Origin of the sequence: Flammeovirga sp. MY04 (genome assembly GCF_001682195.2) — a bacterium.
In the GTDB taxonomy this organism is placed as follows: Bacteria; Bacteroidota; Bacteroidia; order Cytophagales; family Flammeovirgaceae; genus Flammeovirga; species Flammeovirga yaeyamensis.
Map to the genome: position 1 here is coordinate 4,889,434 of NZ_CP003560.2, position 14,621 is coordinate 4,904,054.

The 14,621-nt window shown below is 33.7% G+C and carries 14 protein-coding genes; 8 read left to right on the forward strand and 6 right to left on the reverse strand.

Annotated features, from left to right (window positions below):
- Positions 1 to 461: 461 nt before the first annotated feature.
- Positions 462 to 1,208 carry an STAS/SEC14 domain-containing protein gene (locus tag MY04_RS19610; RefSeq protein WP_066212510.1) on the reverse strand — a complete coding sequence of 249 codons (747 nt, stop codon included), beginning with the start codon at positions 1,206 to 1,208 and terminating at the stop codon, positions 462 to 464.
- Between the two features lie 213 nt (positions 1,209 to 1,421).
- Here MY04_RS19610 and MY04_RS19615 point away from each other — a divergent pair, with 213 nt between their 5' ends.
- From MY04_RS19615 to MY04_RS19630, 4 genes are all read left to right on the forward strand, one after another.
- Entirely contained in the window at positions 1,422 to 2,669 is a 1,248-nt protein-coding gene (locus MY04_RS19615; RefSeq protein ID WP_066212512.1) for a flavin monoamine oxidase family protein, read from the forward strand.
- Positions 2,670 to 2,752: 83 nt separating this feature from the next.
- Positions 2,753 to 3,319, forward strand: a complete 567-nt coding sequence (locus MY04_RS19620) for a DUF2911 domain-containing protein (RefSeq protein WP_066212513.1) — start codon at positions 2,753 to 2,755, stop codon at positions 3,317 to 3,319.
- 261 nt (positions 3,320 to 3,580) lie between these two features.
- Positions 3,581 to 4,231 carry a hypothetical protein gene (locus tag MY04_RS19625; protein WP_066212514.1) on the forward strand — a complete coding sequence of 217 codons (651 nt, stop codon included), beginning with the start codon at positions 3,581 to 3,583 and terminating at the stop codon, positions 4,229 to 4,231.
- Positions 4,232 to 4,489, forward strand: coding sequence for a hypothetical protein (locus tag MY04_RS19630; RefSeq protein WP_066212515.1), 258 nt, complete (start codon positions 4,232 to 4,234; stop codon positions 4,487 to 4,489).
- 30 nt (positions 4,490 to 4,519) lie between these two features.
- On the opposite strand, the gene MY04_RS19635 is transcribed toward MY04_RS19630, so the two are convergent.
- The 5 genes from MY04_RS19635 to MY04_RS19655 form a co-directional block, all read right to left on the reverse strand.
- The gene (locus MY04_RS19635) at positions 4,520 to 6,676 is read right to left on the reverse strand and encodes an FG-GAP-like repeat-containing protein (protein ID WP_066212517.1); all 2,157 of its coding nucleotides are present in this window, start codon (positions 6,674 to 6,676) and stop codon (positions 4,520 to 4,522) included.
- A gap of 19 nt (positions 6,677 to 6,695) precedes the next feature.
- The gene (locus MY04_RS19640; protein WP_066212519.1) at positions 6,696 to 6,965 is read right to left on the reverse strand and encodes a ribbon-helix-helix domain-containing protein; all 270 of its coding nucleotides are present in this window, start codon (positions 6,963 to 6,965) and stop codon (positions 6,696 to 6,698) included.
- Between the two features lie 23 nt (positions 6,966 to 6,988).
- Positions 6,989 to 7,744, reverse strand: coding sequence for a ParA family protein (locus tag MY04_RS19645; protein WP_066212520.1), 756 nt, complete (start codon positions 7,742 to 7,744; stop codon positions 6,989 to 6,991).
- Positions 7,745 to 7,810: 66 nt separating this feature from the next.
- On the reverse strand, positions 7,811 to 8,455 hold the full coding sequence (locus tag MY04_RS19650; RefSeq protein ID WP_066212522.1) for a TMEM175 family protein: 645 nt from the start codon (positions 8,453 to 8,455) through the stop codon (positions 7,811 to 7,813).
- Between the two features lie 10 nt (positions 8,456 to 8,465).
- Positions 8,466 to 9,065 (reverse strand): TetR/AcrR family transcriptional regulator, encoded by a 600-nt coding sequence (locus tag MY04_RS19655; protein WP_066212523.1) that lies wholly within the window; start codon positions 9,063 to 9,065, stop codon positions 8,466 to 8,468.
- Positions 9,066 to 9,360: 295 nt separating this feature from the next.
- Here MY04_RS19655 and MY04_RS19660 point away from each other — a divergent pair, with 295 nt between their 5' ends.
- The 4 genes from MY04_RS19660 (at position 9,361) to MY04_RS19675 (ending at position 14,553) form a co-directional block, all read left to right on the forward strand.
- Positions 9,361 to 9,990 (forward strand): DUF4251 domain-containing protein, encoded by a 630-nt coding sequence (locus tag MY04_RS19660; protein ID WP_158297788.1) that lies wholly within the window; start codon positions 9,361 to 9,363, stop codon positions 9,988 to 9,990.
- 15 nt (positions 9,991 to 10,005) lie between these two features.
- The gene (gene gldF, locus MY04_RS19665; protein ID WP_066212527.1) at positions 10,006 to 10,734 is read left to right on the forward strand and encodes a gliding motility-associated ABC transporter permease subunit GldF; all 729 of its coding nucleotides are present in this window, start codon (positions 10,006 to 10,008) and stop codon (positions 10,732 to 10,734) included.
- Positions 10,735 to 10,812: 78 nt separating this feature from the next.
- A complete protein-coding gene (locus MY04_RS19670) occupies positions 10,813 to 11,793 on the forward strand; it encodes a polyprenyl synthetase family protein (protein WP_066212529.1) in 981 nt (326 codons plus the stop codon).
- Positions 11,794 to 12,543: 750 nt separating this feature from the next.
- Complete coding sequence (locus MY04_RS19675; RefSeq protein WP_066212531.1) at positions 12,544 to 14,553, forward strand: tetratricopeptide repeat protein; 2,010 nt, start codon at positions 12,544 to 12,546, stop codon at positions 14,551 to 14,553.
- The last annotated feature ends 68 nt before the right edge of the window (positions 14,554 to 14,621 follow it).

The window sequence follows — 14,621 nt, forward strand, 5'->3', positions numbered from 1 at the left end:
GGTAAGTGCGGCTTCCGTTTGGAGGCCGTTCTTTTTTTGTCCACACTTTTTTGACAGCTAAAAATCAGTCAATAAAATCAAAAAATAGGTCAATAAATAGGGTTAGTGAAAACCTGCGAAATCGCAGGTCATTTTATGGTGTAAAAAAATAGGTTTGTGTGGTATATACCATAAAACAACTATTTAAAACGTACTACATTTGTAATGTAGATAATAAAAAATAAACAATTTTCATTTCATACTTACTAAAGTCAAGTCATAATAGACATTTATTTAAACTACTTCATCAATAAATAATTATTCTAACCTAATTATTTTACATACTGGGAATCTCGATTCCTACAACCAATTCAATATTTGAGACACATTGAACATTGTTCCAACATAAGTATTACCAAATAACAATGACATCCCCTTTTCTGAAGAGGATGTCATTTTTTTATGTTATAAAAGTGGTTTAATTAAACATTCAACCAAGTTTTGGCTCTACTACTATCATTATAGTTAAAGTATTCCATGTTGACGCCAGGTGTAAAAATGTCACTTATACGAGTAAGTACATCTGCCCAAACATTGTCTTTGCCAACAATGGCCACCTTCTTAATTTTTCCGTAATACTTTAATCCTGTCTTTAAATCATCTTTCACAGCAGCGATGTTACTGTAACCCTTAAAGTCCTCAAACTCAAGGTATAAATTGATCTGCATTTTGTCAGCTGATAAACGGAAGAAATCATTGTTTATCATAGAAAATTCCTGTGATGCAATTTTTCCTTTTAGTCTGTATGCCAGGAATTTATCATTGTGATCTGTTTCAATTTTGAAGACACCAGGGTCTAAAATTTCATTTTGTTTTAATAGCCATTCAAGCGCTTGATCTCTATCCTGAAGTGTAAAGCTTTTAATAGGAATAGAAGAAACCATAAAATCGGCAAACCCACTTAAATGTTTCAACCATGTGTAATCGGCCACAATAGCATATCGCTCAATTTTTTTAGAGATGATATACTTTTCTTTCATCAATTGATAGAATTTTTTGTAGTGCTCAAAGCCTTGAATGTTTTCAATTTCTCCGAGTAAACGTACAGGGCCATTTTGAGCTTTTGCTTCAATAGCTGCAGTTAATTGATCGATTTCTGCTAGATCGATTTTTTGGGATAATGTGAATCCTATAATTTGACTTCCTAGTGTGTTATTAATGTTAATCATAAGTTGTTTTTAATTAGTTATACTTCTGAGTTCAAAGAATAAAGAACTATCAGTTTAGGTAGATTTTTATTTTCGGTTTACTCAGTGAATGATTTTATTTTTTGTAATTGTTATTTAACAATATACGAGATTTTAAGTATTAAGGATTTGAAAAAAGGTGTTTTTTGCTTCTTGTTTTTGTAATTTCAGCAGTCAATAAACGTAAATCAGAAAATGAGAATTGGAATTGTTGGAGGAGGAATCTCCGGTTTGTATGCAGGTAGTATTTTAAAAGAACTAGGACACGAGGTGATGATCTTCGAAGCATCAGATCGTTTAGGAGGGAGGATACATACCCATACAATAAAAGGAAAGAAAAAGTTTGTTGAACTTGGAGCAGCAGAAATACATGGGCGTAACGCGCTCAACTATGAAATGTTATCCCATTTAGGTCATCGTTTAGAACCTATTAACGGGAATGAATATTTGTGGTTGGATCAAAAGCTTAAAGACTTAGATAAAAAAGAAGAACTACCAGAGAATATACATTCTTTATTTACCTATTTTGCCAATATACAAAGGGAAGAATTTGATGGGAATATCACTAGATCTCTAAAGAATCTTGGGATGTACGACCTTTCAATTCGCTCTATTTTAGATGGTATTACAAGTGAATATTCAGCCTCTCCAGATAAAATACATGCATCATCTTTAGGAGAGGAAGAGTGGAGGTGGACTTCGGGGCATCGTAATTTTTTCTCTTATGGAAAATATGCTGATGCTATCGATTTTTTTGAAGAAAAACTTAAAGATAGTATCACTTTAAATGCTCCGATTATGGATGTTAATTATAGTGATGATGGGGTGATCTTACTTTCTCGTGATGGAAAAAAGAATCAATTTGATAAGGTAATTCTAACGACATCATTAGGTGTATTGAAAAAAGAAAAAATCAATTTTACACCCTCATTACCTGATACACATTTAGAGGCTATTCAAAAATTAGGTTTTGGGAAAGGTAGAAAATTATTTATTCGATTTGATAAAATCTTCTGGGAACCTGAAACAAGTGAAATCATTGGTGGAAAGAAATGTCCATTGTACTTAATTCGTCCTGCACAACCTAAAACTATTTGTGCTTATGTAATGGCAGATGCCGCTAAAGATTTTAATCAAATGTTAGATGAAGAAGTGGCAGAAATTCTTTTACATGAATTGGATGAAATGTTTCCTGATGTTAATGTAATGATGCATTATAAAGATCATTACGGTAAAGATTGGACCTCTGATCCCTATTTTTGTGGTACTTATTCCTATTCTAAAAAAGATAGCTTAAAGTATAGAAAACAATTAAAGCAGCCTATACAAGATAAGGTGTTTTTTATTGGTGAAGCATTAAATGATAATGGACATGCTTCTACAGTACACGGGGCAATGGAAACAGCAGAAGAATTAGCTAGACTTTATTTTAACGATAAATAATGTTTAAAATTAAAGAATAGTATAATTTTTGAACACTAAGCGATAAGCATTAGCAAGCATTCATTCTATTAATTAACGAACACATGAGAAAAGCATTTTTATATATCTGTTTGATTTTGGTTTGCCTAGCTATAGGTGGATTTATTTTTAAAGAGGTAATGATTACACAAACTAAAAAACATAGTCCTCAAGTCGAGGAAGTGTATAAAGAGGATGGTAATTATATAACAATCAATTATTCTTCTCCTTATAAAAAAGGAAGGGTGATTTTTGGTAATCTTGTTCCCTACGGTCATGTTTGGAGAACAGGTGCGAATGAACCGACTGTGTTTAATACAAGTACAGATTTAGAAATTGATGGAAAGACTTTGCCTAAGGGGAAATACACATTGTGGACAATTCCAGAATCGGACAATTGGACTATCATTTTTAATAAAGAATTAAACGATTGGGGAGTTAGTTTTGGTGGAAAAGCAAGCAGAGTTATAGAGCAGGATGTATTAAAAGTGAAGGTACCCGTAGAACATCTCTCTAAAGCTGTTGAAAGCTTCTTAATTGATGTTTCCAAAGGAGAAGAAAGTAAGAGTATGTTCTTAGTATTTGAATGGGATAACGTACGAACTAAATTAAAAATGAAGACCAAAGAATAAGTGGTAAACTTATGTTTGTGTCAGCTTTTAGGAGTAATTGTTCTTTTTTTTAACATAAATGAGGAACAATTACTCTTTTTTTGTGTTTTTAATGAAGTTATGTTTATATTATTTCATGATTTTAAGCCGAAAATACCGTATGGACGAACTTTCAATTGTATTTTTGGAACTTAGAGTTTGATGTTAGTATCAAAAGTCAAAAACTTTTTGATACAATAACGCAAACTAATAGACAATTAAACCAACGTATATAATATAAAGATGACGAATTCTAAGGTGACACTTGAAGAGTACCTAGAAAATCACGAGTGCAAATTTATGCGCTTACCAAGATTTTTTAAGGAAGGGGCGAGAGTTCTTGGATGTATGTGGGAGGCTATTGAAGGCCCAGAAGAGTTTCAAGTAAAAGGAGATCCTGATCAGATCTTTATAACGTTGTTTTTTGTCGAAGAAGAGAAAAGCATCCTAATTCAAGAAACAAGGTACGCCATGTCGATGATGTTTCCTGTACAGATTGAAGATGGATGTGTTCTAATTGACACATTAGATCTTATTTCTACTTTAAGGAAGTTCTACAACAAACTACCTGTAGAAAAAGAGCCATTACCTGAAATATTGGAGTTTCTTCTATATTCCAGCTATTATGGTTATAACACCCAACAAGCGCAAACATTATCCGAATTGATAGTGAATGCAACCTATTTAAGTGGTAGAGGAGAAGTAGATGAAGAGGAGTTTAATACAATTGTAGATTCGCTCTACAATCCTCCAAAGTCATTCTACACCGATAAATATATTGATCAAGAAGTAATTGATACAATTGAGGTACAAGAAACAGTATACGATTTACTACCAACAGTACTTTATTTGTTGAGAAAACATCTTGTTCAAGACCAACATCAACATAAATAAATGCTTATGCTAGAATTTTCTAAGAGAGAAAAACATCTGAGTTTAACGATTGCTGATCATTTAATTAATCATCAGGGAGTGACATCTGAAGAAGATGTCGATCAACTTTCTGAAGAGTATTTAAGTAATGTAATTACCGAAATTGCTTCTAATTATGATGGTCCAATCAATACATCAGATGTTTTTATAAAGACCTTTAGAGGCATACTTAAATTTGACGTTGCTTACTTATTACGTTCGAACAGGTGCTGTTCGTAAATTAAATTAAAGTTTAATCCATTACACTAATTACTGTAGTATCAGACGTGATGTTTGAATACTATTGTTGCTATCTACGGCCCTAATAAAATATACCCCTCTGCTCCATTGTTGGGTATTTTCTACTTTTATACTTTCACCTTTTATAGTAAACCTATCAACGTATTGCCCTAGATGATTATATATAGTAATCTGTAAATCATTATTGGTTGTGTTTCTTAGTTTCACCTCTTGTGAAGCAGGATTGGGATAAACAGATAGCACACTTTCATTAAAACTGTTGTCTGGAATGGATAAGGGCTGATCGTATTCATCAAGGGTTGCTATTGTGATACCACCACTTTCTGAACCTGTTATCAAATAGTTATTTAGTATTACACTATTTAATCTATTTCCATATGTGTAGGCATTAAATTCGTTATCAATCGGAGAGAAAAAAGCACGACCTTGGTACTCGGGAGAGTCACTTTTAAAGTCTCTCCAAATTCTAGGAGTACCGGAATCATCCCAAACCAAGAGGTCTAAATTTCCATCATTGTTAAGGTCATAAATGAATGCCGATGGATACTTTCTAAGAATATCACCCGATACCCCTAAATAGGCCTCATCTTCTAACTGAAATGACCCATTTCCTTGTTGTTGATGATACTCTAGGCTACCCGAAAATTTACCATGCAATAGATCTGCTTTACCATCTTGGTTGATGTCATAAAAATAGACAACATCGTCTGGACGATGAGCATAAATAAGTTGCGGTGTCTTATCGGAAGAATAATCAGTAGCAAAATCAAATAGATAGGCTCCGGCTTGATTGCTGTTAGGTACTGCACCACTGATAATGAGGTTCAACTTTCCATCTCCATTCCAATCGACTATTTGAGGATAAATATCAATCATTCCCCACTCGATAATATTTAAATAATTATCGGTCACCCATTCGAAAGATGGATTTTCGTTACTTCCAATGTTTTTATAGTAAGTAATTCCTCCACCAATTGGATTTTCATCAACATCATAAGCATTTCTGTAACCTATGAGTAAATCGAGTGTCCCATTTTGATCTACATCATATAGAGCTGGACGGGAACGTTGCCCAACATCAATGCCTGTATTTTGTAAGAAATCCTCTTCTTGAAGCGTCCATACCGTGCTAGAAGGAGTACCTGTATTGGTATATCGCCAAATGTATTTTGAGAAATCAGTCAGGTTTAATTCGTTTTCATCCACATTCGGAGCGATGATCATGTCCTGAACTTGATCGTTGTTTGTATCTATGAAATAAGCGGCAGGGAAATCAGGAAATAGTATAGGATGATTATCAGGGAAATTAACTGTTACTTCATCAAATACTGCTTCTGAGGCAGTGCCTTTGTTGGGAAGAAACACCAAGTTGTTACACTCTTTTTCTCCAATTATTAAGTCGTATAAGCCATTACCGTTTACATCATGCAATGTTATAGAAGCACCCAAGTGCATTATTTTCTGATTAGAAGGACACTGTTCGTTGCCAAATATATAGGTAGCACAATCTCCACATTCTTGGAAGTTCCCCCAAAAGTCGGTGGTCTTCTTAAAGGTAGGAACGCCATTTTCAATTCCTTGATTGATGTGTGATTCCACTGTTCCACCCAATCCTTGTACAAAGGTGACAAAGTCTACAAGGCCATCGTTATTGACATCTACGATAGCCGGGGTATCTGATAAGGATGAGGATAGAGGAGTAGAGTTACCCGAGAAGGTCGTGGAGAATAATTGCTGAGGAGTTTTATCAAAAGCTACTTTACTCCCAGTAGAAGTGTTTTTGTATAAATAGATGCCATCCTCTTCTCCAATAATTAAATCTTTTGTTCCATCTTGATTAAAATCAATCAATTGCATCCAAAAGCGAACGTTTTGAGGAAAGATCAATTCATATTCTGGAGCATGTATCCAATCGTCCGATTTCCATAAAAAAGTGTAGACTTTTCTTGAGGTACGATCGAATATTACTAAATCGTTGTTGCCATCTAAATCTAGGTCTAGATTAGAAAATTGAGGAGCATTCAATCCACCAAAGAAGGGATTGATGAACTCCTTTCCATCTTTTGATACCTTTATTCCTTCAGTAGAAGGAACAATTCCAATGTTTTGGGCTGAGATTGATAAGGTATTAAATAAAATAAGCAGTGTTAGTATATAGTCTTTCATTCACATAAGGTTTATTCTACTATAAATCTACTTGAAAATCCAAGTAAAAAGCAATAGCCTCGCGAATAATCTCATTTTCAGTACGTCCTTCTTTCTCTGCCAACGCCTTAATTTTACTTTTTTGCTTATCTGTAAGTGCATTTAGCTGAGAAGAATTTTGAGGTATGACCTTTGCTGCAGGTGTTGCTTCTTTTTTTGGAACTTCCTTTTTTTCTTCGTTTTGATTATTTGATGAAGGTGCTCCCCCTAAAAGAGAGTCAAGTCCTCCAGAAAAACTTTTTTTAGCCATGATAAAGAGATTTCGGTGTAAATTTAAGGTAGTCTTTGAGATACTTCTTGGGCAAGCTCCCAATAATCTAACGCTCCATTACTCTTAGAATTGTATCTAAAGATGTTTGTTTGCTTAGAAGGAGCTTCTGCAAGTGCCACATTATCACGTATTACGGTATTGAAGAGCGCATCACCAAAATGTTTTTGAATCGCCTCTCTAACGTTTCTATTCAATACTTTTCTTTTATCGAATTGTGTGATAAAAACACCACCAATTTGCAGATCTCTATTTAATCGTTGTTGAACTTTCTCAATTACTTCCAATAGCTTTTTAAGCCCTTGAGTGGCTAAGAACTGTGCTTGAAGAGGGAAGAAAACTTGAGTGGAGGCAGTAAAAGCATTAATCGTTAACAGGCCAAGACTTGGAGGACAATCAATTAGAATATAATCAAACTGATCGCCAACTTTTTCCAAATGATCTTTTAAAATAAACTCTCTTCCTGCTTCCATACTTAATTCCAATTCAGCTCCAGATAAATCTAATTCTGATGGAATTAAACATAAATCCATTTCGAGTTCATTCATTGCCTCATCTATAGTACAGAAACCTCTTAAAAGAGAGTATACAGATTTTTCGGGTTCGAAAACACCTAAAGACTGACTCAAATTTGCTTGAGGGTCCATATCGACCATCAAAACACGTTTGCCCATTTGATGTAGCGCCGCACCTAAATTGACCACAGATGTGGTTTTGCCTACTCCTCCTTTATGATTACTGATAGATATGACTTGTGCCATTGTTAGTATAATTAAAAAAATTAATGCTTTTAGTAAGAACGTTTTTATCTGTATTTTATTTAGCAATTAGCGTGCTTTCTTCCTTTTTTCCATCCACTTTATGCTTAAACCATATAAGATTGGTACTAAAATAAAGGGAAGTTGTGTGTATTCGACAAAGAAATAACCTAAGCACAATGAGAATAAAGAAATACAGGGTTCCATCCAACTATCGCTACTAATTTTATCTGCAATGTCTTTATCAATATGTTCTTTTAATAAATGGTCGTTTTTACTTGCATGTCGCCAAGCAAAGAATGCTGTAGAACCAATAAGAAATACATTGATACAATAGGCCGCTTGAGCAATATAATACTCAGGAAAAGCGGTTGCTAAACTATTGGAAAAAGGTAATAAAGCCACAAAAGCAAGCATAAAAAGGTCGGTCCACATATAAGTAGCATCCGCACCTTTCATTAATCGCGTTGTGGCAGTATGCTTTAACCAATAAACAGCTAAAAGAACAAATGTGGATAGAAAAATACCAAGTATAGGTAGTTGATCAGAAAAGCCTTTGATTAACTCTTTATTTGAATTGATATCTTCCACTCTAGGTAAGTCGATTGCTAATAAAAGCATCGTCATAGAAGTAGCAAATATAATATCAGCTAATCGGCATATTCTCCCCAACCAACTTTTTGATATAATCACATTGTTCTTTTTACTTGTCATTTTATTCTACTTAATTCGATAACATCGTTTTTAAATAATGATCAGAAAAGTCCAGCAAGCGTTGTTGTGCAGCTTCACTGTAAGGATCTTTTAGGGTGTTAAAATATACCCTTTCCTCTCTGATGATGTAATCGTTTAAAGTATTGATCAAAAAGGAAACTATTAATTCTGAATCAGCATTTTTATTAAATGTGCCATTTTTCTTCCCTTCCTCTATTTTATCGACAAAAATATTGGTAATAGATGATCCAACCTCATCAGATTGAGAGATGACTTCTTGTCTCATCTCCATCATTTCTTCTACCATTAAAACACGTGCTAAATCTCTATTTCGCATTCCTATATCAAAAAATTTACGACTAGCTAGAGATAAAAATTCTAATCCCTCCAAATTTGAATGCACAATGCTCTTTATCGTATTGTTTATTTGTTCCTGATAATCGTTGATAATTTCCTTCAATAATGCCTCTTTAGAACCAAAGTAATAGTTAATCATTCCTTGACTTACTTTGGCTGTCTGAGCTATTTCTCTAGTAGATGCACCATCAAAACCTCTTTGTGATATTAATTTGGTAGCGACTTTTAAAACGTGTTCTCTGTTATTTTTCATGGATTATTATTTGATCGAATGAATAATGCAATTTAAATATACACAAGATCGTCGAAAACCGTTGTTCGAAATCAAATATTTTCCTTTAATGCCCATCATATTTGATAAAAATTAAAAGTAGATTTTATGATTTAGGAAATTTTTGATTCGCTTTTTTATCCATTTCTTTTTATTGTGGCAACTTAGAAATAGACTATTATTTTTTGTCAAAAAAGGCTTTAAATGTAAATAGAAGTAAAGATTGAAAAGTAAAGAGTTATATTTGTACGATTATGATAATCTAATTGATTTAACCATGAAAAACTTTTTATCAAGTGCGCTTACTTTTCTACTTTTAATTACATTTATGGGTTCTTTTTCTGCATTTGCTCAAGAAGCACAGGAAAAGCCATTAACTGAAAAAGAACAACGTAAATTAGCAAGAAAGAAAGCCAAGGAAGAAAGAAAAAAAGCAAAAGAATTAGCTAAACAACAAGCAAAAGCCGAAGAGCAAGCACGTTTAGCAATGGCAAAACAAGCAATGCAAGATCAGCAATTTGTTTTGCAGGCCAATCAGGTATACGACCGTTATGGTAATGTTGCCCAAGTAACCAACAACATCAACTTTATTAAAATGGAGAAAGAAAACTGTGTTGTACAGTTGGGTTTTGAAGGTATTGTTGGCTACAACGGAGTAGGAGGTATTACTTTAGATGGTAAAATTTCTGAGTTGGAAGTTAAAGAAAATGAATATGGTGGTTTGAGCATGGTTTTTAATGTTCAAGGATCAATAATGCAAGCAAGAGTAAGAATTAATTTAAATGGTGGAGATAACTGGGCAGATGCTTCGGTACGTTCTCAAACAGAAAATATTGAGATTAAGTTTAGAGGAAATATAGTTCCAACAAACTTGTCTAGTGTTTTCCAAGGGGCAACTCCATACTAGTCAGTAGCGTCGAATATGTGGCAAATTTTTTCAAAAGAATTAAATAGTTTTTTCAGTGCCGTTTTAGGGTATTTAGTAGTTTCTGTCTTCTTAGTGATGATGGGATTGTTTGTATGGGTTTTCCCTCAAACAAGTGTTTTAGAAGGGAGTTATGCTTCTCTAGATACACTTTTTAATATAGCACCTTATGTGTTTATGTTCTTATTGCCAGCGATTACCATGAGGGGATTGGCAGAGGAAAAGAAAACAGGTACATTAGAATTGTTATTTACCAGACCCTTAACGGATACTCAGATTGTAGTTGGTAAATTTTTAGCAGCTTGGGCTACAGCATTAATTGCTTTGATCCCCACAATAGTTTATTACTACTCGGTGTATGAATTAGGTGCACCAAAAGGAAATATAGATACGGCAGGGGTATTAGGATCTTACGTTGGATTAGCCTTTTTAGCTGGAGGTTTTGCAGCTATTGGTACATTTGCTTCCTCGATCACTTCAAGTCAAATTATCTCCTTTATTGTAGCTGTAATGATCTGCTTTGCCTGCTACGATGGTATATCTTCTGTGGCTTCTATTCCAGCTTTATCCGACTATGCTTACAGTATAGGATTGTGGGGAGTAGACTTTCATTACAGATCATTAAGTAGAGGATTAATAGACTCTAGAGATATTCTGTATTTTTGCAGTCTGATAATTGTGGCATTAAGCATGGCAAGGTTATCAATTAGTAGCAGAAAATGGTAATTTGTCCCTTCTGAAAACAAAATATTTTTTTGATAGTTGTAGAAAAGTTGGTCATGACCTTCTTATAAAACATATACAATGGCATCATTCGACTTAAAAGAGGCAGGTCTTTTACTTGCAAACAAACTAGAAGAACAACGTTTTGGCGAAGCACCCGAAACACTTTATGAACCCCTTCGCTATATTCTAAAAATTGGAGGCAAACGTTTGCGTCCGGCTTTAACCCTATTGGGAGCCTATCTTTTCGATGAAGATTTCAAGAAAGCTTTATCACCTGCAATGGGTGTGGAGATTTTCCACAATTTTACCCTTATGCACGACGATATAATGGATGAGGCACCACTTCGAAGAGGACAGGTAACTGTTCACGAAAAGTGGAACCCTAATGTTGCAATTCTTTCTGGTGATGTGATGTTGGTGAAAGCCTACGAGTACATCATGCAAGTAGATGATAAAATCCTGCGTCAAGCCATTAACCTTTTTAATAAATGTGCTGCAGAAGTCTGCGAAGGACAGCAGTTTGATATGGACTTTGAGGAAAGAGATACAGTGGGAGAGGAAGAATATGTAGAAATGATTCGCCTAAAAACAGCTGTACTCATTGGCTTTGCTTTACGTCTTGGTGCTTTAATCGGAGGTGCTTCTGATGAACAATCTTTAGTAGTTGAAGAGTTCGGTGTAAATGTTGGTTTAGGTTTCCAACTTAAAGACGATATCCTAGATGTTTATGCTGATCCAGAAAAGTTCGGTAAACAAGTAGGAGGAGATATCATATCCAACAAAAAGACTTTGATGTTGATTAATGCTTTACAGCAAGCACAAGGAGATGATGCTAAAGAACTGAATGCTTGGATTGAGGCAACTAATTTCGATAAATCTGAAAAGGTGAAAGCAGTGACTGATATCTACAATAGATTAGGCATTAAAGAATTGGCTACAGCAAAATCCAACGAATACTTTGATAAAGGATTTGCAGCTTTAGATCGTTTAGATGTTCCTGAAGAAAAGAAACAATTATTGAGAGAATTTGGGGTGTATCTTTTGAATAGAGATCACTAAAAAAATTCTTGATACGATATAAAAAATGAGGGAAGCAATGTGCAACACACATTGCTTCCCTTTTTAGTAGGAATTTGTAATAGATAAATAGCAATGAGAAATAGCTATGAAATCCTGTCTGTGTAATTTTTAATCATGAATTCTTCGCAGTTTTTTTAGTAAACATATTTTTAACCTATTTGTACTTTTCTTATAATCGAGTTGGGAGTTTATTTCTTTTTTTTAATTGTCTTAGTAAATGCTGAGGGAACCCTACCCCCAGCATTTGTTTACCTTAACTAGTACTGAAAAAAAATAGTACTCATAAAAAAATAGTAGTTAGTTATCATGTAATTATTAAAGCCTACAAGAAATTATAAAAGTTTGTATATAGTAGTTCAAGTACCCCATCATAAATACGAAGTTGAAAGTTTATTTCTGCTTAGAAGATATATTTTATCAATGGAAATTTAAATAATTGAACTGGCTAACTATACCATTATGTTATTCTATAACAATGTTGTGCAATGGCACTGTATAAATCATTTTGGATGAATTTTTTGTCATAATAAAGTAGCGTAATAATCTCTGTTTTTTTGGGATCGACCTTTGTTGTCGACTGATACAAATGTGAGGGATTGTTGACTGAAAACCTCAAAAACAGGGGGGACAATGGGGGGACAAGCAGAAAAAAGTGGCTTTTTTTTTAAAGATCATTTAAAATATTTAGATTCATAACACTTTTTACTATGACATTACCACATCTATTTTATGAACTTTATTTCTAAGCTGTTTTTTACTTTTGCTTTTTTATTTATTTCAAGTGTTCCTAAAAGTGTTTCTGCTTCTAATACATCAGATACTACTAACATAGAAAAACTATGGTTGTTGGATTCATTACAAAAAAATAATGAAAACGAAAAGGTAGATAAAGGATTGAATGAACTTCGGTCAACTATAAATGATCAGACTCCTAACACTGAGCAGGTATTATTTTATGCTCTAGAAGGTGAACGCTTTTCGAATCAATTGGATATGAAGGGGGCCATTCGCTCTTTTGAGAAATTATTGGATATTCCATCCAATAGTCTAGATCGAAAAGTTGCACTTATCCAAGCGAAAGGCATAAATGATTTAGGAATAGAATATATGCACAATGGTGAATTAGAAAAAGCTAAAAAAGCACATTTCAAAAGTCTGGAAATTTATCAAGCCTATGATGATCCTCAAGGAGGTTCATTTAATTATGGTAACCTTTCTATTATTTATAAGGAACAAAAACAAATAGATTCTGCCATGTATTACCTCAGCGAGGCGACAAAAATGGCGATTCTAGCAAAAGATACTTTGGGAATAGCTTATCATTCTTTAAGTCATGGAATTTTATTGATCGATAACCACGAACCGATAAAGGGTTTGAAGGAGTTGAGTAAATCAAAATATCTTTTTCAAAATTTGAATAATGATCATATGATTCATTATACCAATAGAATAATGGCCGGTGGATATAAATCGATAAAAGATTATACCAAAGCAAAAGAACTATTAGCTACCTCAAAAGATTATTACGAACAGACAAAAGATTTAAAGCGATTAGGTCAAACCAATTTAACTATTGGTGAAATGTATTTCGAACTTGATCAATTAGATAGTGGGTATTCTTTTATTAAAGAAGGTATTATTTGTTTTGAAACTTCACGTTATGTAAAAGGTTTAGTCAAAGCGTTTCATTTGTCTGGAGAGTATTTCGCGGAGAAAGGAGAATATGATAAAGCTATCGATTTATATCAACGATCATTATCACTTTCAAAGGGGAAATATAAAGGAATGACCTCCAATTCAAAGTTAGCTTTAGCGAGAATAAATTATCATCAAAAGGATTATCAAAAAGCTTATCAGTTAACGGAGGAGGCTTATAAAATATCTAATGGTAGTCTGAATGAGGGTACGGAAATGTCCTATTTTAAATTGATGTATGAACTAAATGCACAATTTGGTAACTACAAAAAGGCCTTGTATTATTTAGAACAACTTGATAAAAAGAAATCAGAAAGTTTTATACAAGAAAGAGCAAATGAGGTCGCACGAATAGAATACAATGCTAAATTGATGTACGAACAAGAACGTTTTCTACTGAAACAAGAGCAAGAAAGAGCATTATTTCAGAATCAGTTAGAAAACGAGCGATTGATAAAGTATGTGGCTATTTTGATCACGGCATTAGTTTTAGTGATATTGCTTGCTCTTTATCGTTCTTATCAGCAAAGAAAAAGAACAAACGTTGAGTTGTTGAAAAAGAATAATGAAATAAGTGAACTACGTTTATCTGAAAAAGAGTTAGCGGAAGAAACACTAGCTTTAAAAGAAAGAGAATTAACAACTATCACAATGTTATCACACGAACGTAACACTTTATTGGATCAACTAAATAATCAAATTAGTGAGCTTTCTGGAAAAGTAGATGACGAAGTGATTCCAGATATTAAAGACATAAAAAAGACCATCAAACTCAATTTAAGTGATGATAGTTGGTCGGATTTTACCTATCAATTCGAAAAAGTGCATCCGAGATTCTTTGAGAAATTGAAAACAAAATACCCATCACTTACACAAAGAGATCATAAGATATGTGCTTATTTGAGAGTAGGTATGGAAAGAAAAGAAATTGCTACAGTTTCCAACATGACGCCAGAAGCGGTGAAGAAAACACTTTACAGAATTAAGAAGAAAATGGACTTAACCGCAGACGATAACTTGAGAGAGTTAGTCATGGGGTTATAAAACGAAAAGGAGGCTATCTCATTCTAAATGAGATAGCCTCCTTTATTATATTGAAAGTTTCCTTTCTA

Coding starts and splice junctions, on each gene's coding strand:
- MY04_RS19660 (WP_158297788.1), top strand. CDS start 9,361: ATGAAAAACTTTTTATCAAGTGCGCTTACTTTTCTACTTTTAATTACA.
- MY04_RS19670 (WP_066212529.1), top strand. CDS start 10,813: ATGGCATCATTCGACTTAAAAGAGGCAGGTCTTTTACTTGCAAACAAA.
- MY04_RS19635 (WP_066212517.1), bottom strand. CDS start 6,676: ATGAAAGACTATATACTAACACTGCTTATTTTATTTAATACCTTATCA.
- MY04_RS19675 (WP_066212531.1), top strand. CDS start 12,544: ATGAACTTTATTTCTAAGCTGTTTTTTACTTTTGCTTTTTTATTTATT.
- gldF (WP_066212527.1), top strand. CDS start 10,006: ATGTGGCAAATTTTTTCAAAAGAATTAAATAGTTTTTTCAGTGCCGTT.
- MY04_RS19650 (WP_066212522.1), bottom strand. CDS start 8,455: ATGACAAGTAAAAAGAACAATGTGATTATATCAAAAAGTTGGTTGGGG.
- MY04_RS19615 (WP_066212512.1), top strand. CDS start 1,422: ATGAGAATTGGAATTGTTGGAGGAGGAATCTCCGGTTTGTATGCAGGT.
- MY04_RS19655 (WP_066212523.1), bottom strand. CDS start 9,065: ATGAAAAATAACAGAGAACACGTTTTAAAAGTCGCTACCAAATTAATA.
- MY04_RS19640 (WP_066212519.1), bottom strand. CDS start 6,965: ATGGCTAAAAAAAGTTTTTCTGGAGGACTTGACTCTCTTTTAGGGGGA.
- MY04_RS19625 (WP_066212514.1), top strand. CDS start 3,581: ATGACGAATTCTAAGGTGACACTTGAAGAGTACCTAGAAAATCACGAG.
- MY04_RS19645 (WP_066212520.1), bottom strand. CDS start 7,744: ATGGCACAAGTCATATCTATCAGTAATCATAAAGGAGGAGTAGGCAAA.
- MY04_RS19630 (WP_066212515.1), top strand. CDS start 4,232: ATGCTTATGCTAGAATTTTCTAAGAGAGAAAAACATCTGAGTTTAACG.
- MY04_RS19610 (WP_066212510.1), bottom strand. CDS start 1,208: ATGATTAACATTAATAACACACTAGGAAGTCAAATTATAGGATTCACA.
- MY04_RS19620 (WP_066212513.1), top strand. CDS start 2,753: ATGAGAAAAGCATTTTTATATATCTGTTTGATTTTGGTTTGCCTAGCT.